Annotated in this window: 15 protein-coding genes; 8 read left to right on the forward strand and 7 right to left on the reverse strand. The window is 72.7% G+C overall.

Annotation, left to right across the window (positions count from 1 at the left end):
- Positions 1–265 precede the first annotated feature (265 nt).
- The 4 genes from ligA to gatA all read left to right on the forward strand — a co-directional run bounded on the left by ligA (position 266) and on the right by gatA (position 7,314).
- Entirely contained in the window at positions 266–2,401 is a 2,136-nt protein-coding gene (ligA, locus tag ACFYP0_RS27185; RefSeq protein ID WP_386998016.1) for an NAD-dependent DNA ligase LigA, read from the forward strand.
- A gap of 157 nt (positions 2,402–2,558) precedes the next feature.
- On the forward strand, positions 2,559–5,231 hold the full coding sequence (locus tag ACFYP0_RS27190; RefSeq protein ID WP_355498581.1) for an EAL domain-containing protein: 2,673 nt from the start codon (positions 2,559–2,561) through the stop codon (positions 5,229–5,231).
- Positions 5,232–5,376: 145 nt separating this feature from the next.
- Positions 5,377–5,682, forward strand: a complete 306-nt coding sequence (gatC, locus tag ACFYP0_RS27195; protein ID WP_355498578.1) for an Asp-tRNA(Asn)/Glu-tRNA(Gln) amidotransferase subunit GatC — start codon at positions 5,377–5,379, stop codon at positions 5,680–5,682.
- Between the two features lie 156 nt (positions 5,683–5,838).
- Positions 5,839–7,314: an Asp-tRNA(Asn)/Glu-tRNA(Gln) amidotransferase subunit GatA gene (gatA, locus tag ACFYP0_RS27200; protein ID WP_356976199.1), complete on the forward strand. Its 1,476-nt coding sequence runs from the start codon at positions 5,839–5,841 to the stop codon at positions 7,312–7,314.
- Positions 7,315–7,390: 76 nt separating this feature from the next.
- On the opposite strand, the gene ACFYP0_RS27205 is transcribed toward gatA, so the two are convergent.
- On the reverse strand, positions 7,391–7,906 hold the full coding sequence (locus ACFYP0_RS27205; protein WP_355498574.1) for a hypothetical protein: 516 nt from the start codon (positions 7,904–7,906) through the stop codon (positions 7,391–7,393).
- Positions 7,907–7,935: 29 nt separating this feature from the next.
- Positions 7,936–8,181, reverse strand: a complete 246-nt coding sequence (locus tag ACFYP0_RS27210) for a hypothetical protein (RefSeq protein ID WP_124859760.1) — start codon at positions 8,179–8,181, stop codon at positions 7,936–7,938.
- 120 nt (positions 8,182–8,301) lie between these two features.
- Between ACFYP0_RS27210 and gatB the strand changes: the two genes are divergently transcribed.
- On the forward strand, positions 8,302–9,801 hold the full coding sequence (gatB, locus tag ACFYP0_RS27215) for an Asp-tRNA(Asn)/Glu-tRNA(Gln) amidotransferase subunit GatB (RefSeq protein WP_124859758.1): 1,500 nt from the start codon (positions 8,302–8,304) through the stop codon (positions 9,799–9,801).
- 128 nt (positions 9,802–9,929) lie between these two features.
- Complete coding sequence (locus ACFYP0_RS27220) at positions 9,930–12,287, forward strand: transketolase-like TK C-terminal-containing protein (RefSeq protein WP_355498571.1); 2,358 nt, start codon at positions 9,930–9,932, stop codon at positions 12,285–12,287.
- A gap of 44 nt (positions 12,288–12,331) precedes the next feature.
- On the opposite strand, the gene ACFYP0_RS27225 is transcribed toward ACFYP0_RS27220, so the two are convergent.
- The 3 genes from ACFYP0_RS27225 to ACFYP0_RS27235 all read right to left on the reverse strand — a co-directional run bounded on the left by ACFYP0_RS27225 (position 12,332) and on the right by ACFYP0_RS27235 (position 17,079).
- Positions 12,332–13,936 (reverse strand): metallophosphoesterase, encoded by a 1,605-nt coding sequence (locus ACFYP0_RS27225; protein ID WP_124859754.1) that lies wholly within the window; start codon positions 13,934–13,936, stop codon positions 12,332–12,334.
- A gap of 60 nt (positions 13,937–13,996) precedes the next feature.
- Entirely contained in the window at positions 13,997–15,169 is a 1,173-nt protein-coding gene (locus ACFYP0_RS27230; RefSeq protein ID WP_124859752.1) for a PQQ-dependent sugar dehydrogenase, read from the reverse strand.
- 92 nt (positions 15,170–15,261) lie between these two features.
- Positions 15,262–17,079 carry a SpoIIE family protein phosphatase gene (locus tag ACFYP0_RS27235; RefSeq protein ID WP_386998021.1) on the reverse strand — a complete coding sequence of 606 codons (1,818 nt, stop codon included), beginning with the start codon at positions 17,077–17,079 and terminating at the stop codon, positions 15,262–15,264.
- Between the two features lie 184 nt (positions 17,080–17,263).
- On the opposite strand from ACFYP0_RS27235, the gene ACFYP0_RS27240 reads away from it, so the two are divergent.
- On the forward strand, positions 17,264–18,190 hold the full coding sequence (locus ACFYP0_RS27240; protein WP_124859749.1) for a 2-hydroxyacid dehydrogenase: 927 nt from the start codon (positions 17,264–17,266) through the stop codon (positions 18,188–18,190).
- Here the strand turns inward: ACFYP0_RS27240 and ACFYP0_RS27245 are convergent.
- A complete protein-coding gene (locus tag ACFYP0_RS27245) occupies positions 18,184–18,564 on the reverse strand; it encodes a PH domain-containing protein (RefSeq protein ID WP_355498567.1) in 381 nt (126 codons plus the stop codon). The two genes, ACFYP0_RS27240 and ACFYP0_RS27245, sit on opposite strands and share 7 nt — an antisense overlap.
- A gap of 225 nt (positions 18,565–18,789) precedes the next feature.
- On the opposite strand from ACFYP0_RS27245, the gene ACFYP0_RS27250 reads away from it, so the two are divergent.
- Positions 18,790–21,162 (forward strand): GGDEF domain-containing phosphodiesterase, encoded by a 2,373-nt coding sequence (locus ACFYP0_RS27250; protein WP_355498564.1) that lies wholly within the window; start codon positions 18,790–18,792, stop codon positions 21,160–21,162.
- Positions 21,163–21,168: 6 nt separating this feature from the next.
- Here ACFYP0_RS27250 and ACFYP0_RS27255 read toward each other — a convergent pair whose 3' ends face one another.
- Positions 21,169–22,188 (reverse strand): LacI family DNA-binding transcriptional regulator, encoded by a 1,020-nt coding sequence (locus ACFYP0_RS27255; RefSeq protein ID WP_124859744.1) that lies wholly within the window; start codon positions 22,186–22,188, stop codon positions 21,169–21,171.
- Positions 22,189–22,234: the final 46 nt, after the last annotated feature.

Below are 22,234 nucleotides of genomic sequence, written 5' to 3' on the forward strand. Positions count from 1 at the left end.
CCGCCGCCCGTGCCGCCCGCCAACCACACCGCGGCCGTCCCACCGCCGCTCTGCACGCGCACCTCGCCGACGCGATGCCGGCTGTCACTCAATGGTCGGTAGCTGGGCCGTCCCGTCGACGGCTACCGGGCATCACGTGATCATCGGATGCGGCTGAGGGCGGGGTCGCTTCGGGCGCGGGTGGGCGGCGGATTGTCCCACCGGCCCGATACGGTGCCGGAGTAGCGTGATCAGGGAGGTCGCAGGCGTGTCCGAAGGTGGCGGTGTGTCCGAGGAACAGATCGGTCAGCAGGTCAGCCCGGCGCAGGAGGCGGCGGCCGGGGCTGAGCCGACGCCGCAGGCCCGGGAACGGCATGCCGCGCTCAGTCAGGAGTTGACCGAACACCAGTACCGCTACTACGTGCTGGACGCGCCGACCATCCCCGACGCCGATTTCGACAGGCAGTTGCGCGAGCTGGAGGCACTGGAGGCGGAGTTTCCGGCGCTGCGGACGCCCGACTCGCCGACACAACGGGTGGGTGGCACGTTCTCCACCGACTTCACCCCGGTCACCCATGCCGAACGGATGCTCTCGCTCGACAACGCCTTCGCCGACGAGGAGCTGGCGGCCTGGGCCGAGCGGGTCGAACGGGACGCGGGCGGCCCGGTGCCCTACCTGTGCGAGCTGAAGGTCGACGGGCTGGCGATCAACCTGACCTACGAGAACGGCCGGCTGGTCCGAGCCGCCACCCGCGGCGACGGGCGCACCGGTGAGGACGTCACGGCAAACGTGCGCAGCATTCGGGACGTGCCCGGCCAGCTCGTCCCGTCCGGCGAATTCCCGGACGTTCCCGAGCTGGTGGAGGTCCGGGGCGAGATCTACTTCCCGATCGCCGCGTTCGCCGATCTCAACGCGGGTCTGGTGGAGCAGGGCAAGGCACCCTTCGCCAACCCCCGCAACGCCGCCGCCGGCAGCCTTCGACAGAAGGATCCACGGGTCACCGCCACCCGGCCGCTGCGTCTGGTGGTGCACGGCATCGGCGCCCGCCGTGGGTTCCAGCCCACGGCGCAGTCCGAGTCGTACGCGGCACTCAAGTCGTGGGGGCTGCCGACCAGCGACCGGTGGCGGGTCGTCCCGGACCTGGCCGGCGTGGCGGAGTTCATCGCCTACTACGCCGAGCACCGGCACGACGTCGAGCACGAGATCGACGGCGTGGTGGTCAAGGTCGACCCGGTCTCCATCCAGGGCCGGCTCGGGTCCACCAGTCGTGCCCCGCGGTGGGCGATCGCCTTCAAGTACCCGCCGGAGGAGGTCACCACCAAGCTGCTCGACATCGACGTGAATGTGGGGCGCACCGGCCGGGTCACCCCGTTCGCCGTGCTCGAGCCGGTGCGCGTGGCCGGTTCCACTGTCGCGCTCGCCACCCTGCACAACGCCCGCGAGGTGGAGCGCAAGGGGGTGCTGATCGGCGACACGGTGGTGCTGCGCAAGGCCGGCGACGTGATCCCCGAGGTGCTCGGCCCGGTGGTCGACCTGCGGCCCGCCGACGCCCGGCCGTTCGTCATGCCGACCAGTTGCCCGGCCTGCGGCACCCCGCTCGCACCGTCAAAGGAGGGCGACGTGGACATCCGTTGCCCCAACACCCGCAGCTGCCCGGCGCAGTTGCGGGAGCGGGTGTTCCACCTCGCCGGGCGGGGTGGGTTCGACATCGAGGTGCTCGGCTACAAGGGCGCCGCCGCCCTGCTCGACGCGGAGATCATCAGCGACGAGGGCGACCTCTTCCAGCTCGACGCCGAGCAGCTGTCCCGGTCGCCGTTCTTCGTCAACAAGGACGGCAGCCTGGGCAGCAACGCCACCAAGTTGCTGGACAATCTCGCGGTCGCCCGGGAACGGGACCTGTGGCGGGTGCTGGTGGCGCTCTCCATCCGGCACGTCGGCCCGACCGCGGCCCAGGCGCTCGCCCGGCACTTCCGCTCGATGGACGCCATCGACGCGGCCACCGAGGAGGAGCTGTCCTCCGTCGACGGGGTCGGGCCGACCATCGCGGCCAGCATCCGGGAGTGGTTCGCTGTGGACTGGCACCGCGAGGTGGTCCGCAAGTGGGCCGAGGCCGGCGTACGGATGGCCGAGGAGGCGGTCGACGAGGGGCCGCGCCCGTTGGAGGGGTTGACCGTGGTGGTGACCGGCACCCTCGCCGGTTATTCGCGTGACCAGGCCGCCGAGGCCGTGCAGAGCCGGGGCGGCAAGGTCAGCGGGTCGGTCTCCAAGAAGACGAGCTTCGTGGTGGTGGGGGACAACCCCGGGTCGAAGGCCGACAAGGCCGCCAGTCTCAAGGTGCCGGTGCTCGACGAGGACGGGTTCCGGCTCCTGCTGGACGCGGGCCCGGACGCCGCCCGGGAGGTCGCTCAGCTGGGCGGCTGACCCCGCCGGCGGCCGGGCACGGCGACTGGCCGCGTATACCAACTTAATTACGACTACGACCGATTCGTGACTGTCATACCGGGAAACTGGGGGCCGAGGGCGTTTCATTGGGTCACGGCGGGCGCACCGGCACGCCAATGGTCGGTCGGGAGGTGTGGTGGAGGTCGCCGACCCACGCAACTCGCTTCCTGCGGGACGGGTCGCATCGTTCGCCGCCTTCGTCGCCGGCATCCTGGCGGTCGCCGCGCTGACCGCTGCCGTTCCACTCGCGACGCTCCCCGGCGAGTTGTCCGAGTTGCCGGTGGCGTTCTGGACGATGGCCGCGCTCGCCGTGATCTGCGACGCGCGCCCGTTCGTGCCACCGGGGCGCCGGCAGACGTCGGCGGTGTTCCCGTCCACCTGCTTCACCTTCGCGATCCTGCTCGGCTGGGGTCTCGGCCCGGCGGTCGTGGTGCAGGCGGTGGGCGTCGTCGTCTCGGGTTGGCGGATGCGGCACGCCGCGTGGCGCACGGCGTTCAACGTCGGCCAGTACGCGTGCGCCCTCGCCGCCGCCTACGGGGTGATCCAGCTCGGCTCGGGCACCATCTTCTCCGGTGGGCGGTTGCACTGGACCGACGTGGCCGCCGTCGGCGGTGCCGCGCTGGCCTGGTTCGTCGTCAACTACGGGCTGGTCAGCTGGGCGGTGCGCCTGCGGTTCGGGGACCGCTGGTGGCCCACCGTCCGCCAGGGCCTCGGCTTCGAGTTGCTCTCCACCGGCTCACTGCTGCTGCTCGCCCCGGTGCTGGTCGCGGCGGCGCGGGTCAGCGCCGCGCTGATCCCGCTGGTGCTGGTGCCGCTCTTCGCCGTCTACCGGATGGCGCGGTTGACCAACGAACAGCAGCACCTCGCCGCCGCCGACCCGCTGACCGGGCTGCCCAACCGCAAGGCCCTGCTGACCGAGGTGGCCGAGCAGGTGCACCTGCATGCCGAGCGGACCGCCCGTGGTGAACCCGACGGGCAGCTCGCGCTCCTGCTGATCGACCTGGACCGTTTCAAGAACGTCAACGACGCCCTCGGGCACGCCGTGGGCGACCGGTTGCTGGTCGAGGTCAGCGCCCGGCTCACCGACATACAACCCCGACCACAGATGATCGCCAGGCTCGGCGGTGACGAGTTCGCCGTCGTGATGACCGGGCTGAGCGACGTCGGGCAGGCGCGGGAGTTGGCCGAGCGGGTGGTTCAGGCGCTGGCCGAGCCGGTGCCGCTCGACGGGCTGCCGTTGGACGTGGGCGGGTCGATCGGGATCGCCCTCTTCCCGGAACACGGCGAGGACTTCGCCACCCTGATGCGCCACGCCGACGTCGCGATGTACGACGCCAAACACCGCAACGACACGGTGGCCGTGTACGCCCCGGAGTCCGACCACAACTCCGCCGAGCGACTCGGCCTCCTCGCCGACCTGCGCCGCGTACTGGAGACCAACCCTTCGGCCGAGGGGCCGTTCGACGCCGACGCCGAGTCGGCGGTTCAGGGGCAGGGCGAGGGTGCGCAGCTGGACGGGAACGGCCGGCACGGCGTGCCGAGCGACGCCGAGCGGACTGCCGACGTACCCCTTGTCGCGTCGGCGGAGGTTCGCGGCGGTGACGGGGCGGCGCTGCCCACCGGCGCCCCGGCCGAGGGCGCGCTGCCCACCGAGGCGTCGGACCGGTCCGCGCCAGCGGCGGACCCGGCGTCGGCGGTCGACACAGCACGGCCGGGAGTTGCCCGGTGGTGGGCACGCCGTCGGCGCACCGACGCCGAGCTGGTGCACTCCGATGAGCTGATCAACCGGATCGCCACCGGAGCCGACCCGATCCGGGGCCGCAACGTCCGTGCCACGGTCGCCGGCACCCGTTCCGGCCCGGTCCGGGAGCGGCGCGCCGGGGGCGGGATCGGTCGGCGGTCCCCGAACGGGGGCGCGGTGGGTAAGGGGCGCAACGGGGCTCGGCGGGACGTCGGGCCGGGTACGCCTGGGCAGCCACTCGATTCGACCGGGTGGGCACACGCGGACGATGAGCCGGCCGACGACGCCGGGGAAATCACCATGTACTACCAGCCGCAGATCGCCATCGCGACCGGCGAGGTGGTCGGCGTCGAGGCCCTGCTGCGGTGGCGGCACCCCCGGCGGGGCATGGTCGATCCGGAGGAACTCATCCGGGTCGCCGAGCAGAGCGCCGTGATGCGACTGCTCACCCGTCGCGTCGTCGACGACGTGGTGGAGCAGCTCGCCAAGTGGTCGGCGGCCGGCATCGGCCTGCGCGCGGCGCTCAACGTGAGCGTTCGCGATCTGCACACCGGCGAGATCGCCGACCAGATCGCCGACCGGCTGGCCCGCTATGGGGTTCCGGCCGAGCGGCTTCAGGTGGAGATCACCGAGGGCGCGTTGATGGCCGATCCGCGCCGGGTGCTGGCCACCATCTCCCGCCTGCACCGGATCGGGGTGGCCATCGCGCTGGACGACTTCGGTACCGGCTACTCCTCGCTTCAGCACCTGCGCCGCCTGCCGCTGTCCGAGGTGAAGGTGGACCGGTCGTTCGTCCTCGGCATGGCCGAAGACGCTGACGACGCGGCGATCGTCCGGTCGATGATCGAGCTGGCCGGCGCGCTGGGGCTGCGGGTGGTGGCCGAGGGTGTCGAGGACGAACGGACCTGGCGGATGCTGCACGCCGCCGGCTGCGACGCCGCTCAGGGCTGGTTCTACGCCCGGCCGATGCCGGCCGAGGAGTTGGTCACCTGGCTGGCCCGGTACCGGCCGGTCCGCCCGACCGGCGGACACCCGCAGCCAGATGTCGCTCGCCGCCCCACCCGCTGACCCGGCACGAGGGTCGCTGGAGGGGGAGTCGGGGACGCGGCACCGGAGCGGAACAATAGACTCGCTGCGGTCACCGCGTGTCACGCTCCACCTGTCGCGCGGCCGGCACACCGCCCGACCAGCAGGAATTCAGAAGGGGGCACGGATGGCCGCCATCTCCCGCGAGGAGGTCGCGCACCTGGCGCGCCTGTCGCGGCTCGCCGTCACCGAGGAGGAGCTGGACACGTTCGCCGGCCAGCTCGACGTGATCCTCCAGGCGGTCGCCCAGGTCGGCGAGGTCGCCGCCGCGGACATCCCGCCGACCTCGCACTCGGTGCCGCTGACCAACATCTTCCGCGAGGACGTCGTCACGCCGTGCCTGACCCCGGAGGAAGCGCTGTCGGGCGCGCCCGACGTCGAGGACCAGCGGTTCCGCGTACCGCGGATCCTGAGCGAGGATGTGGCCTCATGAGCGAGCGGCAGCGAGCGAATCAGCAGTGCAGCGCCGTGGTGCCTCATGGCGTCACGGAGCGAAGCGGAGTGACGGCATGAGCGAGCGGCAGCGAGCGAATCAGCAGTGCAGCGCCGTGGTGCCTCATGGCGTCACGGAGCGAAGCGGAGTGACGGCATGAGCGATCTCATCGGTATGACCGCGACGGAGATCGCGGCCCTGGTCGCCGGGGGCGAGACGTCCGCAGTCGAGGTGACCCAGGCGCACCTGGATCGGATCGCCGCGGTTGACGACCGGGTGCACGCCTTCCTGCACGTCGACACCGAGGGCGCGCTCGCCGCGGCACGCGCGGTGGACGAGCGCCGGGCCGCCGGCGAGGAGTTGGGCCCGCTCGCGGGTGTGCCGGTCGCGGTCAAGGACGTGCTCGCCACCCGGGGCATTCCGACCACGGTGGGGTCGAAGATCCTGGAGGGTTGGCGCCCGCCGTACGACGCGACGATCGTGCAGCGGCTGCGGGAGGCCGGCACGGTGATGCTCGGCAAGACCAACATGGACGAGTTCGCGATGGGCTCCTCCACCGAATACTCGGCGTACGGCCCGACGCACAACCCGTGGGACCTGAGCCGGATCCCGGGTGGCTCGGGTGGTGGCAGCGCCGCCGCGCTGGCCGCGTACGAGGCGCCGCTGGCGATCGGCTCGGACACCGGCGGCTCGATCCGCCAGCCCGGCGCGGTCACCGGCACCGTGGGCGCGAAGCCCACCTACGGCGGCACCTCCCGTTACGGGCTGGTGGCCTTCTCCTCGTCGCTGGACACCCCGGGCCCGTGTGCCCGGAACGTGCTCGACGCGGCACTGCTGCACCAGGTGATCGGCGGGCACGACCCACGTGACTCCACCTCCATCCCGCAGCCGGTGCCGGACGTGGTGGCGGCGGCGAAGCTCGGCGCTACCGGCGACCTGACCGGTGTGCGGCTGGGCATCGTGAGCGAGTTCGTCGGCGAGGGCGCCGAGCCGGGCGTGATGGCCGCGTTCCGTGAGTCGGTGGACGCGCTGACCAAGATGGGTGCTGAGGTCGTCGAGGTGTCCTGCCCGACGTTCGCGTACGCCCTGCCGGCGTACTACCTGATCGCCCCGAGTGAGTGCTCCTCCAACCTGGCCCGGTTCGACGGTGTCCGGTTCGGCCTGCGGGTCGGCGACGACGGCAACCGGTCGCTGGAGGAGGTCATGTCGCTGACCCGGGAGGCCGGCTTCGGCCCGGAGGTCAAGCGCCGCATCATGATCGGCACGTACGCGCTGTCGTCGGGTTACTACGACGCGTACTACGGGCAGGCGCAGAAGGTCCGGACGCTCATCACCCGGGACTTCACCGCCGCGTTCGAGCGGGTCGACGCGCTGATCTCGCCGACCACCCCGTCGGTGGCGTTCCCGATGGGTGCGCGGACCGCCGACCCGTACCAGATGTACCTGGCCGACCTGTACACGATTCCGACGAACCTGTACGGCGGGCCGGGCATCTCAGTGCCCTGTGGGCTCTCCGAGGGGCTGCCGGTCGGGTTGCAGGTGATGGCCCCGACGATGGCCGACGACCGGATGTACCGGGTGGCCGCCGCGTTGGAGTCGGCGATCGGCACGTTCACCCCGCCGACGCTGTAGATCGGATGTCACCGCATCGGCGTCGGGGGAGATGTCCCTCGGCGCCGATCGCGTGTCTGCACGGGTTGGGTGTCGATCAGGGCTGACTCGGCGGCCCGGCGAGGTAGCGGCGTGCCTCCCGCAGACCACGCCAGCGCCACCAGGCGGCACCTCCCCAGAGCAGGATCAGCAGCGCGGCCAGCAGGCGGCCGAACGGGCGGCCCGGGCTCACCAGGGGCCCTACCTGGGTGAGGAGACCTACCGCGAACAGGAGCAGCAGCCAGCGTTGACTGACCCGGGTGCGAGCCTCCTTGCGTGCCAGCGCGTCCAGGTGAGGGTCGTCGGTGGACCCGTCGCGTAGCGCCTGCGCGATCCGCCGCCGCGTCGTCGGGTCGGCACCGGCCGTCCGGGGCATCCGCCTGGGCAGCCGGCGGCCGAAGGTAAGGGCGACGACCGCGCCGACCAGCGGCGGGATGAGCATCAGCCCGAACGTCGCGAGGAGGTCGGGCGGCCTGGTGTCGCCGTTCGTCATCGCGGCGGTGGCCATCACGGCCGTGCCGACCACGACGAGCGCGGCGACGGCGTAGGTGCTGCGGTCCCGCCTCTGCGTCACCTGCTCATCGGGCGCCCGTCCCTCGACGGTCACCGCTGCCCCCGCTTTGCACGTCGTCGGTTGAGCAGGTGCACCATGGCGTACGCGATGGCCACCGCCACCACCCCGGGCAGCACCACGCCGAGCACCAACGCGGCGGCCGAGTCCGGGTTCCGGTCCTCTCCGGCGGCGAACCAGCTCACCAGGGTGACCACGACGGCCACCACCCATACCGCGACCACGGCGAGGATCACCGGTCGGGCCCGCACTTCTGACGCTCTCCCCGTATTCGTCATGGTCGCTCCCTACCCCGCCGCCGACGACGCCACGCACCCCTGACGAAACCCGGCCGAGGATTGATCGGGCAACCCCATTAGGCTGGACAGGTTCTGTCCGGATCGCGCCTGGAGCGTCTCATGACCACGACACTGCCCGCGTACGACGAGGTCGTTGCGCGCTTCGAACCGGTGATCGGCCTGGAGACCCACGTCGAGCTGGGCACGAACACCAAGATGTGGTGCGGTTGCCCGACCGACTTCGGCGGCGAGCCGAACACCCGGGTCTGCCCGGTGTGCCTGGGCCTGCCCGGCTCGCTGCCGGTGGCCAACAAGGCGGCCATCGAGGCGATCATCCGGATCGGCCTGGCGTTGAACTGCTCGATCGCCGAGTGGTGCCGGTTCGCCCGGAAGAACTACTTCTACCCGGACATGCCGAAGAACTTCCAGATCAGCCAGTACGACGAGCCGATCTGCGTCGACGGTTACCTGGACGTCGAGGTGGGCGGCGAGACGGTGCGGATCGAGATCGAGCGGGTGCACCTCGAGGAGGACACCGGCAAGACGCTGCACGTCGGCGGCGCCACCGGCCGCATCCACGGCGCGACGGAGTCGCTCGTCGACTACAACCGGGCCGGCATCCCGCTGGTCGAGATCGTCACCAAGCCGATCACGGGCACCGGTGCGCTCGCCCCCGAGGTGGCCAAGGCGTACGTCGCTGAGCTGCGGGACGTGATCCGCACCCTGGGCGTTTCCGACGTGCGGATGGAGGAGGGTTCGCTGCGCTGCGACGTGAACACCTCGCTCAACCTGCCGGGCGCGGAGTGGGGCACCCGTACCGAGACGAAGAACGTCAACTCGCTGCGGTCGGTGGAGCGGGCGGTCCGCTCGGAGATGCTGCGGCAGGCGTCGGTGCTCGACGCGGGCGGCCGGATCACCCAGGAGACGCGCCACTTCCACGAGGACACCGGTGACACCACCCCGGGTCGCTCGAAGGAGACGGCCACCGACTACCGGTACTTCCCCGAGCCGGATCTGGTGCCGATCGCCCCGGACCCGGCCTGGGTCGCCGAGCTGAAGGCCGCCCTGCCGGAGCTGCCCCGGGTGCACCGGCGTCGGCTCCAGGAGCAGTGGGGCCTTTCCGACCTGGACATGCAGTCGGTGTTGAACGCTGGCGCGGTCGAGCTGATCGAGGCCACCGTGGCTGCCGGCACCACCCCGGCGGCGGCCCGCAAGTGGTGGCTGGGTGAGCTGTCCCGCCGGGCCAACGAGAGCGGTGTGGAGCTGGCCGAGATCGGTGCCACCCCCGCCCAGGTCGCCGAGCTTCAGGGTCTGGTCGACGCCGGCAAGCTGAACGACAAGATGGCCCGCACGGTGCTGGAGGGCGTGGTCGACGGTGAGGGCTCGCCCACCGAGATCATGACCAGCCGGGGCCTGGAGGTCGTGTCGGACACCGGCGCGCTCACCGCCGCCGTGGACGAGGCGATCGCCGCGAACCCCGGCATCGCCGACAAGATCCGCAGCGGCAAGGTCGCGGCGGTCGGCGCGCTGGTCGGCGCGGTCATGAAGACCACCCGTGGTCAGGCCGACGCGAAGACCCTGCGTGAGCTGATCCTGCAGCGCCTCGGCGTCGAAGGCTGACCCGAAGCCCCAGCGTCGATCATGAGGTTGACGGCGGTTTGAAGATCGACAACTGCCGTTAACCTCATGATCAACATTTACCGCACCCCTCGCGAGGGCGTCAACGGCGACGCCTGGATGGAGCCACCGTGACCCAGCACGACCTCGATGTCCTCGACGAGATCCAGCGGCGGGTGCTCTGGCTCGCCACCCGGATCGTGGACGCCGCCAACCATGACCGGGCCACCGGCGACGGTGTGAAGGTCGGCGGCCACCAGGCGTCCAGCGCCTCCCTGGTCACGGCGATGACCGCGCTCTGGTTCGCGCACCTGGACGCCGAGGACCGGGTCGCCGTGAAGCCGCACGCGTCCCCGGTGTTCCACGCCATCCAGTACCTGCTCGGCAACCTGGACCGCTCCTACCTGCCCCGGCTGCGGGCCCGTGGCGGCCTCCAGTCGTACCCGTCGCGCACCAAGGACCCGGACGCTGTGGACTTCTCCACCGGTTCGGTCGGCCTGGGCGCGGCGGCGCCGCTCTTCGCCGCCGCCACCCGGCGATACGTCGACGCGCACTTCGGGGCCCGCCCGCACTCCCGCTTCGTGGCGTTGATCGGCGACGCCGAGCTGGACGAGGGCAACATCTGGGAGGCGGTGGCCGACCCGGCGACCACCGGGCTGGGCAACGTCATGTGGCTCGTCGACTTCAACCGCCAGTCGCTGGACCGGGTGGTTCCGGGCATCCGGATCAACCAGTGGCGGGGCCAGTTCGAGGCGGCCGGCTGGCACGTCGTGGAGGTCAAGTACGGCCGCCGGCTCGCCGAGGCGTACGCCCGGCCGGGCGGCGAGGCGCTGCGCGACTGGATCGACGCGATGCCCAACGAGCAGTACCAGTCGCTGTTCGGGCTGACCGGGCCGGCGCTGCGCAAGCAGTTCCTGGACGGCGCCCCGACCGGCATCGACAAGCTGATCGCCCACGTCGACGACGAGGAGCTCGGCCCGCTCGTCACCGACCTGGGCGGGCACGACCTTCAGGCGATGCTGGACGCGTACGCCCAGTGCGACGCGGTCACCGACCGGCCCAGCGTCGTCTTCGCGTACACCGTGAAGGGTTGGGGGTTGCCCATCGCCGGCAATCCGCGTAACCATTCCGCGCTGCTCAGCTCGGAGCAGGTCGACACGCTACGCACCGCGCAGGGGTTGACCGCCGAGACCGAGTGGGACCGCCTCGACCCGGCGTCACAGGCCGGGATCCAGGCCGGCGCCCGCCGGGAGGCGCTGTCCCGCGCGCCGCGCGAGCGTGCGCTGGGGGTCACCGTCCCGGAAAGCACTGGAGTACGCGCCAACAAGCCGATCTCCACGCAGGAGGCCTTCGGTCGGGTGCTGGTGGACCTGGCCCGGGACCGGGAGGTGGGCCGCTACCTGGTCACCACCGCCCCGGACGTGGCCACCTCCACCAACCTCGCCGGGTTCATCAACAAGACCGGGGTGTTCGCCCCCACCGAGCAGCGTTCCTGGACCGAGGACCGGATGCTGCGCTGGACCGAGAGCCCCGCTGGGCAGCACATCGAGCTGGGCATCTCGGAGATGAACCTGTTCCTGCTGCTCGGCCAGCTCGGGCTGTCCTGGGACCTGTCCGGGCAGCCGCTGCTGCCGGTGGGCACCGTCTACGACCCGTTCGTGCTGCGCGGCCTCGACGCGTTCCTGTACGGCACCTACTCCGGCTCCCGGTTCGTGGTGGCCGGCACCCCGTCCGGCATCACCCTCGCCCCGGAGGGCGGCGCCCACCAGTCCACGATCACCGCGTCGGTCGGCCTGGAGCTGCCCGGGGTGACCTTCGTCGAGCCGGCGTACGCGGCCACCCTCGACTGGCTGCTCTGCGACGCGCTCGGTCAGATCGCCGGCGGGTCGGTCCCGGCCGCGACCGCCGCACCCGCCGAGGACGGCGCGTACTACTTCCGGTTGAGCACCCGACCACTGGACCAGGCGCCGTTCGAGTCGGCCCGGGCGCGGCTCGGCGACGCGGTGCTGCGCCGGCAGGTCGTCGCCGGGGCGTACCGGCTGGTCGACGCGCACCAGGCGTACCCGCACCTGGTCGACGCCCCGGTGGTGCAGCTGGCCGCCTCCGGCGCGGTGCTGCCCGAGGTGCTGGCCGCCGCGGCGGAGCTGGCCGACGAGGGCATCGCCGCGCACGTGGTGGACGTGACCTCGCTGGACCGGCTCTACCGGGCCTGGCAGCGCACCCTTCGCCAGGGCGTACGGACGGCCACGGTGCCCAGCGTGCCGGGCGCACTGCGGTCCGCGTTCGCCGATCGGGTGCCGGTGGTGACCGTGCACGACGCCGCATCGCACGCGATGGCCTGGCTCGGTTCGGCGGTCGGCGCACCGGCGGTGCCGCTCGGCGTGGACGAGTTCGGCCAGTCCGGCAGCGTCGCCGAGCTGTACGAACTGCACGACCTGCTGCCCGGCAGCATCGTCAACGCCGCCCTGGCCGCCATCGCCCTCCGCTGACCCGTCGACCGCCCGCCGGTCCGCTGCCGGGCGTCGACGTCTGCTCAGCCGGTCGGCGTGGGCGTGGGTGTGGCGGGGACGCCGCCGCTCGGCGTGGGTGTGGGTGTGGCGGGGACGCCGGCGGCCGGGTTCTCCACCAGGCGTCGTTCCAGGTTGACCTGGGCCTGCCCGGTGCCGCCGACGGTGATGGTGTCGTACGCCTGGAGCAGCTTCTGCTGGTCGAAGTAGAGCACGCTCATCGACAGCGGGGTGGGCTTCTCACCCTCCAGGCCGCGCAGCCCGGCGCCGCCGGTGGAACCCTCCACCATCAGCGTGGTGCGCTGCTGCCCGGGCGCCTGCGGCAGCTCGGAGACCTGCCGGGAGTGGGTGTGCCCGGCCAGCACCAGCGGGCAGGTGCCGGCGAGCGGCCCAGCCGACGCCGGGTCGTGCACGAGCGCGATGTTGACCGGTCGCGGTGAGCTGCGGACCGTCGCGGCGAGCTGGTTGCCGGCGCCGATCACCTGGTCAGCCACCTGCTGGGTCAACCCGCTGCCGGCCGGGGAGGTGTTCTTGTCCGGGGTGAAACGCGGGTCGCCGATGCCGGCGATGGTCAGCCCGGCGAGCGTCGTGGTCGTGTTGTTCAGCACGATCGCGTTCGGCTGACGGGCCACCGCGGCGGCGGTCTTGCCGGAGTCGTGGTTGCCCCGGATGAAGACGTACGGCTTCTTCAGCAGGCCGATCGAGGCGACGAAGGAGGCTTCCGGTTCGCTGCCCCAGTCGGTGATGTCCCCGGTGTCGATCACCACGTCGATGCCGAACTGCTCCACGACCGTCCGGATCAGCTGCCAGCCGGTCGGGTTGAGATGCATGTCGGAGACGTGCAGCACCCGGGTGGTGCCCGGGGTCGGCTCCAACAGCGGAAGCGCCGAGACGGTGGTGTAGAGCTGGCTGACGTTGCCGACCAGGCGCTGCAACTGCTCCGCGTACTTGGTGTAGTCGTTGGCGATCCGGCGGGCGTCACCGACGATGGCCGGCGCGTTGACCAGCAGCCCCTCGTAGCGCGGTTCCTCGATGGCCTGTGGACGAAGGGTCGCCGCCGCCGTGCCGAGGCTGCTGGCGGTGACCAGCAGCGCCAGCCCACCCGCCCAGGCCGTGCGCCGGACGTCGCGGAAGATCAGCCCGGCCAGGATCAACGTGACAAGCACCGACGCGCCGAGGGTACGCAGGCCGAGGCGCATCACCCCGGAGCGGACGTCCTCCACGGCGCTCTGGCTGGCCCGGCTGATGCTGGCCGGATCGTCGATCAGCGCCTCGGTGCGCCCCTGGTCGAGGGCGCCCAGCCGGACGGTGAGATGGGTCGGCCCGTCGTGGCTGTCGAGCAGCAGCGCGCCGAGCGGCGGGATGTCGACGGTGGTGCCGCCGTCGCGGGCGGGGGAGATGCTGAGGTTGGCCCGGAACGGGCCGATGTCGGTGCTCACCTGGCCACCGGCCAGCACCCCGAGCACCGCCCCGGCCAGGGCCACGGCGAGGACGGCGACGATCAGCCCGAGGCGGCGCAGTGGGCCGGCCGCGCCCACCCACCAACCCGTCGGGCGCGGCCGATCGTCGCCGGTCACCGGGTCGTCCCGGTCATCGGCGTCGTCGTGCCCCTCGTCGCGTTGCCCGTCCATGCTGAAAGTCTGACCTGCCCGTCGAAAGATCTTGGCAAACCTGAGCGGATGGTGACGCAATCAGCTGCGTCCGCCGTCACCACCCGCGAAGACCACCCGCAGGAGCCGGTCATCGTCGCCCGCCGGGTCGCCCCGGCCGTCGTGGTTGGAGGTGCTCACCCAGAGCGACCCGTCCGGTGCCGCGGCCACCGCACGCAGCCGACCGTAGCGGTTGGTGAGCAGCTCACTGGGCTGACCCAGCAGGGTGCCGGTGTCGGTCAGCTCCATCACCCAGAGGCGCTTGCCGCGCAGACAGCCGGTGACCAGCAGCCGGTCCGTGGCGGCCAGACCGGAGCAGGACGCGTCCGACGTCGCCCACTGCGCGATCGGGTCGGTGAACCGCTTGTCGCCGGCCCGGCCCTCGACCTCCGGCCACCCGTAGTTGCCGCCCTTGGTGATCTGGTTGATCTCGTCCCAGGTGTTCTGGCCGAACTCGACGGCGTACATCCGCTTCGCGGCATCCCAGGCGAGACCCTGGACGTTGCGGTGCCCCAGGGACCACACCGGGGAGTTGGGGTACGGATTGCCGGCGGCGGGCTTGCCGTCCGGGGTGATCCGGAGGATCTTGCCGCCGAGGCTCTTCACGTCCTGGGAGAGGGGGCGCTGACCGGCGTCACCCGTGCTGACGTAGAGCTGCTTGTCCGGGCCGAAGCCCAGCCCACCACCGTTGTGCACATTGGCCTTGGGGATGCCGGTGAGGATCGGGGTGGGCTGCCCGCCGAGTTGCAGCCGGGCGACCCGGTTGTCCCGCTCGGTGGTGTAGTAGACGAACACCGTCCGGTCCCGGGCGTAGTCGGGGGAGACGGCGATGCCGAGCAGGCCACCCTCGCCGGCCGCCGCCACGTCGGGGATCGTCTGCACCGGGCGGACCCGCAGCCCGTCCGGCCCGGACTCGGGCCCGACCTGGAGGATCCGGCCGTTGTCCCGTTCGGTGACCAACGCGCCGCCGTCCGGTAGGAAGGCGATCGCCCACGGCACCCGCAGACCCTTGGCGAGCACTGTCGCCACCGCCTGCTGGCCGGCACCGCCGGGGCTCGCCGACGCGGACGGGGTCGGCAGGTTGGGCGGTTCGCCGGCCGGGTCGGGCTCCGGCTCGCCGAAGCTGCAACCGGCGGTGAACAGCAGCGCCGCGCAGGACGCCGCGAGGGCCACCCGGAGGCGGTGGATGCGAGGGTACGGGGGACGGGCGCTCACCCGGCCCAGGGTAGCCCGCCGCGCGGCCCGGCCGGGCCCGTCGAGATGCAACGGGTGCCGATCGACCCGCCCGGTGATCCCCGGTGGGCCACTCACCGAGCCCGTACGGCCAGCAGCGCGGTGTCGTCCTCACGGTGTCGGATCGAGGCGAGCAGCAGGTCGCACAGGTCGTCGAGGGGCAGCGTGTCGGTGCCGGTGAGCCGGCCCACCAGCTCCGCCAACCCCTCGTCGATGGAGCGGTCCCGCCGTTCGATCAGCCCGTCGGTGTAGAGCAGCAGGGTGTCGCCGGTGGCCAGGACGGTCGACTGGCTGCTCCGGGGCGACGGGCGGGCCAGGCCGAGCAGCGGCTCCGGCGTCGCCTCCAGGGCCTCCACCGCCCCGCCGGCCCGGACCACCAGGGCCGGCGGGTGCCCGGCGTTGGACCAGGTCACCTCGTGCACACCGGCGCGCTGCGGACAGATCCGCACCAGCGTCGCGGTGGCGGCGATCGGCAGGCGCAGGCCACGGATGGCGCCATCCAGGTCGGCCATCAGTGACCCGACCGCGTCCGGCCGGCCGAAGGCGTTGCCCCGCACCAGGTTGCGCAGCTGGCCCATGGTCGCCGCCGCCTCGATGTCGTGCCCGGCCACGTCCCCGATCGCCGCGATCACGTCGCCGTCGGGCTGCACGAAGGCGTCGTACCAGTCACCGCCCACCTCGACCCGGTCGGCCGCCGGCTGGTAGCGGGCCGCCAACTCCAGCTCCGCCACCATCGGCAGCCGGGGCAGCATGCTGTGTTGCAGGACCTCGGCGACGTGCCGTTGCTCGCCGTACATCGAGCTGTTGCCGACGGCCTGGCCGGCCCGGCGGCCGATGTCGACGGCGGTGAGCAGGTCCCGGTCGTCGAACTGCTGACGTTGGCCGCCGTTGACGAGGGTGATCGCGCCCAGCACCGTGCCGCCGGCGCCCCGCAGCGGCACGCTCAGGTAGGAGGCGACGCCCAACCGACTGGCGATGGAGGCCATCTCCGGGTGGGTGGTGCCCCTTGTCACGTCGGCCAGGGACGCCACGCTGCCGAGCCGGGGCTGGCCGGTCCGGAGCACCGCCCGGATGATCGACTCCGGGCTCAGTCCGGTGCGCAGCAGATCGCCGAAGCGGTCGACGTCCGCCGCGCGGGCCGGGTCCCTGTGCACCGAGACCACCTCGCGGGGCAGGCCGGTCGGCCCGATCAGGGTGAGCAGGCACCAGTCGGCGAGCAGCGGCACCATGGTGGCGGCGAGCCGGCGCAGCGCGGTGCCCACGTCCAGGGTGCCGGCCAGCGTCTCACTCACCCCGGCCAGCAGTTCCAGCCGCCCGTGCGCCTGCACCACCCGCCGCCGGGCCTCCTGCGCGCCGTCGAGCGCGATCCGCAGCCGCAGCTCCGACGAGCAGGCGGCGGCCAGGTCGGCCAGGGTCCGCAGCTGCGCGGCCGTCCAGGCGCGGGGCTTGTTGTCGATGGCGCAGAGCGAGCCGAGCACCCGGCCGGAGAGGTCGGTCAGCGGCATCCCGGCGTACGCGACCACGCCGAGGTCGTCGATGGCCAGGTTGTCCCGGACGCGGGGGTAGAGCCGGGCGTCGGGCAGCACCATCGGCGCCTCGATGCCCACCACGTGCTGACAGAACGAGTGGCTCAGTGGGGTCTGCCGGCGCTCCGACCAGGGGTCCGGCAACCCGACTGCGCCCGGGAAGAACTGCCGGTCGGTGGAGACCAGGGAGACCAGCGCGACCGGCACGTCCAGCAGGTCACTGACCAGCCGCGCGAACCGGTCGAATGCCTCGTCCGGGACGGCGTCGAGCCCGGTGTCGGCGAGTGCGCGCAGCCGTTCCGGGTCGCCGAGCACCGAAGGTGGCGCGATCGAACGCCGGGCGGGGCCGGGGGAGCCGTCGGTCATCGAGCACCTGTCTGCCGGGCGGGGGCCGACCGGCCTCCGACCCTTCGTTATACCTCGTCGGGGTCGGAGTCGAACATCGGTGTGCTGAGTCTCGCCCGCCGCGACCTCGCGCGCCATCCCCCGGGACGTCGGTTCGCCGCCGTGCCTCCACCAGCCGGAGCGGCGGGGACTATCGTCGGCGGACGTGAAGGTATGGATTCCGCACCAGGCCGGGCTGAACCTCCTGGGTGAGCTGCCCGCGGACGTCACAGTGGAGGTCTTCGAGCACACCGACCGGATGCCGTCCGAGGCGGCCGACGTCCGCTTCTGGGTGCCGCCGTTCCTGGGCGGCTCGGACGCGACGGCGGTGCTGCGGGAGCTGCCCGACCTGGCGGTGGTGCAGTTGCTCTCCGCCGGGGCGGACGCCTGGGCCGGCCGGACACCCCCGGGTGTGACGCTCTGCGATGCCCGGGGCGTGCACGACCCGTCCACCGCCGAGTGGGTCGTCACCGCGATCCTCACCCAGCTGCGGGCGTTCCCGGCGTTCGTCCGCGCGCAGGCCGAGCGGCGCTGGACGTTCGCGGAGAACACCCCGACCGACGAGCTGACCGGTAAGCGGGTGCTCATCATCGGCGCCGGCTCGATCGGTGCCGCGGTGCGTGACCGGCTCGCCCCGTTCGACGTGAGCTTCACCCTGGTCGCCAGGACGGCCCGCCCGGAGCAGGGGGTGCACGCCGTCGAGGAACTGCCCCGGCTGCTGCCCGACGCGGACGTGGTGGTGGTGCTGGTGCCGCTCACCGACCAGACCCGTGGCCTGATCGACAAGGCGTTCCTGGCCGCGATGCCGGACGGGGCGCTGCTGGTCAACGCCGCCCGGGGCCCGGTGGCGCACACCGATGCGCTCGTCGCCGAGCTGGGCACCGGTCGGATCTCGGCGGCGTTGGACGTCACCGACCCGGAGCCGCTGCCCGCCGACTCTCCGCTCTGGGTCATGCCGAACGTGCTGCTCACCCCGCACGTCGGCGGGTCGGTGCGCGGGTTGTTGCCACGGGCCTACCGGCTGGTGGGCGATCAGGTCCGCCGGTTCGCCGCCGGGCAGCCGCTGATCAACACGGTGGTCGACGGCTACTGATCAGGGGTGTCCGGCAGCGGCTGGCCGGTCGCCGCGACCAGTTGGGGCAGATCCGCCCCACGGACGGCCGGCAGGGTGACCTGGCGGCCGTCGTCGAGCCGGGCCACCGCGCGCCCGCGCTGGTCGGTGGTCAGCTCGAGGACCTGGTCCCACTCGATCCGACGCTGCCCGACCAGCGCCCGGATGCGCAGCTCCCGCCCGTCGGCGTCGGTGCCGGCCCGCCAGGCCCACACCGCGACGGCGAGCGGGACGAGCAGCACCGGCAGCAGGTAGTCCCGGGCGTTGGCCAGCGGCAGGGCGCCGACGAAGGCGATGATCGCGGCCACCAGGATGGCTTGGTTGTACCGGAAGCGGACCGTGTCGGGCTTACTCACCCTCCGATGATCCCACTTCGGGTTGTTTCGGCTCGCGGCGGGCGGTGCCGGCAGCGAGCGGTACGCCGTACAGTGACACAGGTCGTTGTCTCCCCTGAGTGACCGGCAAGTAACCATTTCGGCCGTCCATCGTTGCCAATCGTGGGTAGCGGACTCGCAACGTCCGATGTCCCGCACCGCTGCACCGCCGCACCGCCCCCGTGCCCCCTCACGAAGGCGACCGCCGTGCTCCTCGCGTACCCGTTCCGCGTCCTCGTCCCCCGCCGTGCGGCACCGGAGGCCGCCACGTCCGTGGCGGTGGCGCTGCTCATCCTCACCGGTTCCGTCGACCTGCTCCCGCCCTCGGTGGTGATCGCGCTGGCCGCCGGTGCCGGCGCCACGCTCGCCGGGCTGCGACTATCCCGGCTGGCCTCCCGACGCGGCACCGATCCGACACCGCGTGCGGCGGGGGTGCTGCTCGACGCGGCGGTGGTGGCGGCGGGCCTCACCGCCGTCGTGCTGCCCCTGGCCGGCATCGGGCACACCCTCCCCGTGCTGATCGGGTCGCTGGTCGTGGCGGCTCTCTCGACGTCCGGTCTGTACCGGCTCCCCGGCCGATCGCGGCCGGCGGCCCCGGTCCGGTTGCGGTGGCTGGTCGAGTCGGCCGGCCCGGCCCTCGGTCTGGCCCTCGCCGGCTGGTTGCTGCTGCCCCCCGACGGCCTGCCGGTCCCGGTTCGGCTGGTCGCCGCGTTGACGCTCGGCGGGTTGGGCATGGCCGCGTTGAACGCGTTCGCGGGGCCACGTCGGCGCTCGGGTGCGGCGCTCTGCCGAGGCGGTGTCCTGCTCACAGTGGGCGGGCTGGTGCTGCTGGCCGCGTTGCCGTCCGCGCCGGCCGGCCGCGCGGCCCTGCTGGCCGTACCCCCGTTGGTGTTCGGGATGTTGCTCGTCGCGGTCGGCGCGGCGGATGCGGCGGACGACCCGGAATCGGTGGAGCCGGTCGCCGCGGCCTGGCCCCGGTCGGTGCTGCCCGCGGCGGTGCTGCTGCTGGCATCGGGTCTGCACCTGGCAGCCGGCCGCGCACCCGATCGGACGAGCGTGCTGTTGGCCCTGGCGGCGGTGCCGCCCCTGGTGCTGCGCGAGCTGCTGCGAACGGGCGACGCGTCCACGTCCGTTCGGCGGGCCGCTCATCGGCGACCGGCCGGCCGTTCGCTGCGGCACCGCCGTGCGGCTCCGGGCCGCTGGCCGGGCACGCCGGAGCCCTCGCCCGAGCGGGCCCTCGGCGTTCCGGAGGGCGCGGCGACCGCGATGGGTGGCGGCTCGACCTGGTCGCCTGATCACAGTTCCGCGTGGTCGGGGCTCAACCGGCGACCCGCGGCGGGGAGCGGCACCCCCGGCGACCGGGCCGCCCTGCTGGACGCCCTGGCCGCGATCGGCGACGTTCCGGCGCCGGCCGGCGCGCTGCTGCTGGTGGACCTGCACGGCACCGAGGGGTTCGGCCCGACGGCCCGGGAGGACGTGCTGGCCGAGGCGGTGCACCGGGCCCGCGCGGTCATCGCCCCCGACGATCTGGTCACCGGGTGCACGGGTACCGGCTTCGCGGTGGTCACCGCCGCCGGCCCGGTGCTGGCGTACGCGCTGGGCACCCGACTGTTGAGCGCGCTCGGCCCGCCCTACCGGCTGGCCGGGGCGATGCTGCGCGTGCAGACGAGCATCGGGTTGGCCGAGGTGAGCGGCGCCGGGCCGGCGGATGTGCTCCGGCAGGCCGAGCTGGCCCGACGACGGGCCGTGCAGCTGGGCCGGGACCGGGTGGAGTGGTACGACGCGTTTCTGGAGGAGCAGCTGGTGCGCCGGCTCGACCTGGAGCGCGAGCTGCCCGGTGCGGTGGCGCGCGGCGAGCTGGACCTCGTCTACCAGCCGGTGGTCGACCTGGCCGACGGGCAGCCGGTGGGCGCGGAGGCGCTGCTGCGGTGGCGCAGCCCGGTGCTCGGCACTGTCCTCCCGGCCGAGTTGATTCCGGTCGCCGAGGACCTGGATCTGGTCGGCGAATTGGAGTGGTGGGTGCTGGACCGGGCCTGCCGGCAGTTGTCCGACTGGTCGGTGGGTGTTCGGGAGCTGTGGATGGCGGTCAACGTGACAACCCGGGAGCTGACCACTCCCGACTTCGTTCAGCGCCTCGCGGCAGTGCTGGCCGCGTACGGGGTGCCGCCGGAGCGACTGGTGGTGGAGGTGAGCGAGCCGAGGGTCGCCGGTGATCTGTCGACCGTGGTGGCTCGGCTGGCCGGGCTCCGGTCGCTGGGCGTACGCACCGCGTTGGACGACTTCCGGGCCGAGCACGCCTCGCTGGCCCAGCTACGCCGCCTGCCGATCGACCTGCTCAAGGTGGGCCCGGAGTTGGTGGGCGCACGACCGGACGGGCAACCGCCGCTGATCGACGTGGTGGTCAACGTGGGCGAGCGGCTTGGCGTCGAGATCGTCGCCGAGGAGTTGGAGTCGTCGACCCAGGTTGAGGGAGCGCGCCGGGGTGGGTGCCGGTACGGGCAGGGGTTCGCGTTGGCCCGTCCGGCGACCGCCGAGCGGGTCGAGGCGTACTTCGAGGAGTTTCCCTCAGCCTCTCGCTGAACCGGTTCATCTCACCCGGGGCGGTGCGGTGCTGCCGCGTGGCGTGAGGTGGGGCGTCTCGTCCTGCACCCGCCCGGCCGGTTGCCCGGCGACGACGGCGAGCAGTTGCCGGGCGGCGTGCGCGCCGTACGCCGGGATGTCCCGGCCCAGCGCGGTCAGCGGCGGGTGCACCAGGCGACACAGCGGTGAGTCGTCCCAGGCCACGATGGACAGATCGCCGGGCACGGTCAGGCCCATCTCCTGGGCGACGGAGAGCCCGGCGATGGCCATCACGTCGTTGTCGTAGACGACCGCGGTGGGCCGGTTGGCCGAGCTGAGCAACCGGCGGGTGGCCCGGCCGCCCTCCTCGCCGGTGTAGTCGGACCAGACCGTGACCGCGTCGACCAGACCGAGCCGCCGGCAGACCGCCGCGAAGGCTTCGGTGCGGATCTCGGTGTGCCGCAGGTCGGGCAGGCCGGCGACCCGGGCGATCCGCCGGTGCCCGAGCGCGACCAGGTACTCCACCGTCTCGGTCAGCGCGGCGGCGTCGTCGGACCAGAGGCTCGCCAGCTCACCGGTGCCGCCGGGGCCGCCGATCACCACCGCCGGCAGTTGCAGTTGTTCGAGTGCGGGGATGCGACTGTCGTCGGTGCGCAGGTCGCAGACGAGCACCCCGTCCACCCGTCGTTCGCCCCACCAGCGCCGGTAGACAGCGATCTCGGCGTCCGGGTCGGCCACCACCTGGAGAGTGAGCGCGTACGAGCGGGAGGAGAGTTCGGCCTCGACGCCACTGATCAGCGCCATGAAGAACGGCTCGACGCCGAGGGTCCGTGCCGGTCGGCACAGGGCCAGGCCGATCGCCCCGGCGGTGGCGGCGGAGAGGGCGCGGGCGGCGCTGCTGCGGCTGAAGCCGATCTCCGTGGCGATGGCCAGGATGCGCTGCCGGGTGGCCTCGGAGACGCCGGGCTGCCCGTTCAGCGCGTACGACACGGCGCCCTTGGACACCCCGGCGCGTTGGGCGACGTCGGCGATGGTCGGCCGCTTCACCGGCGTGCTCCTTCGCTCTCTGGCCGTTGACAGCCCGGATTCCGGA

The organism is Micromonospora arida (assembly GCF_042873195.1).
GTDB classification, from domain to species: Bacteria; Actinomycetota; Actinomycetes; order Mycobacteriales; family Micromonosporaceae; genus Micromonospora; species Micromonospora arida.

Excerpts from the sequence above, each read along its gene's own strand:
- gatA (WP_356976199.1), top strand. The coding sequence starts at position 5,839 with ATGAGCGATCTCATCGGTATGACCGCGACGGAGATCGCGGCCCTGGTC.
- ACFYP0_RS27235 (WP_386998021.1), bottom strand. The coding sequence starts at position 17,079 with ATGACCGACGGCTCCCCCGGCCCCGCCCGGCGTTCGATCGCGCCACCT.
- gatC (WP_355498578.1), top strand. The coding sequence starts at position 5,377 with ATGGCCGCCATCTCCCGCGAGGAGGTCGCGCACCTGGCGCGCCTGTCG.
- ACFYP0_RS27225 (WP_124859754.1), bottom strand. The coding sequence starts at position 13,936 with ATGGACGGGCAACGCGACGAGGGGCACGACGACGCCGATGACCGGGAC.
- ACFYP0_RS27210 (WP_124859760.1), bottom strand. The coding sequence starts at position 8,181 with ATGACGAATACGGGGAGAGCGTCAGAAGTGCGGGCCCGACCGGTGATC.
- gatB (WP_124859758.1), top strand. The coding sequence starts at position 8,302 with ATGACCACGACACTGCCCGCGTACGACGAGGTCGTTGCGCGCTTCGAA.